The sequence below is a fragment of the Streptomyces sp. NPDC007901 genome, assembly GCF_042959465.1.
In the GTDB taxonomy this organism is placed as follows: Bacteria; Actinomycetota; Actinomycetes; order Streptomycetales; family Streptomycetaceae; genus Streptomyces.
In genome coordinates this window covers 1-1,004 of sequence record NZ_JBIBKW010000114.1, presented here as the reverse complement: position 1 = coordinate 1,004, position 1,004 = coordinate 1, and the positions used below count along the sequence as shown (strand labels likewise).

At 62.8% G+C, this 1,004-nt stretch carries 1 protein-coding gene; it reads left to right on the top strand.

The features are described from left to right. Positions 1 to 792 precede the first annotated feature (792 nt). Positions 793 to 1,004 (top strand): reverse transcriptase N-terminal domain-containing protein (locus ACFZDK_RS55915; protein WP_390987152.1); only part of this gene is annotated, 212 nt, incomplete at its 3' end.

Here is a 1,004-nt window from a genome sequence, read left to right as displayed (position 1 = left end):
GAGCAATGCTCAGTACTTGTGGATCGATCTTTGGGACGGGACGCGCAGGGCGTACCTTCCCGAGTGATCTACAAGTCACCGAGTAGAGGCCCGCGTTCGCAGCGCGGGTCGGGAAGGCACGCCCGGTGCGACGTGAAGTCACATCGCACGCAGAGTCCGCAGGAGAGGAGACGTGTCATGCGGACCTGACCAGTGACCAGCGGTCAGTCCCCAGCCTCCGGTGCGCCGGGAGTAATCCCGGGGTGCTAAGCGAAGGTGGTCAAACCCAAGGGCTCGCGGGCCATTCGCAAGCTACAGGTGAAGGGGAAGTCCGAAAGGGTGAGCGAAAGCGAACTCCCGTCGACTCGTCGTCAGACTTACACCGCGCAATGGTCGGCACTCGGCGGTGGAATCCTCTAGGGCTGGGAAGCCCAGCATGGCAGGTCCCCATCGGGAAGGGGCCTGTAGGTCACCACGGAGGACGGCGCAAAGGGAGCACCCCACCCGGACGTAACTGCACGATGTGGAACACGGAAACCCCGTACGGGTCCGGCCTCGTCAGCCGGTAAGCCGAAGGTAACGGAGGCCGAACCCCCGTGCGGGAACAGGATGGTCCAAGAAGCGAACGCCACCAGGGCGAAAGCCCAGGGGAAGTGGTCGCCGACCAGGAGTCTCCCCCTGGCGGCCTATAACCCGGTGGACACCAGCCCATGGCTGGAGCCGAAAGGCGGCTGACGTGGACCAGGTAGGCCATGAAGAGACGATGAGCAAGCACTTGCACCGAGGCGCAAGTTGGACTGAAGGGAGGCTGCGGTGACCGAACTGGCCACCGTCGAAACCCGGATGAACGGAGCCGAGGGCGATGCCGAGTTCTGGACCAGTATCGATTGGGGTCAGGAAGAGGCGTCTGTAAAGCGGCTTCGTCAGAGGATTTTCAGGGCTGCCCGCAAGGGTGACATGAAGCAGGTGCATAACCTGCAAAAGCTGATGCTGCGGTCCAGGGCCAACACACTGACGAGTGTCAG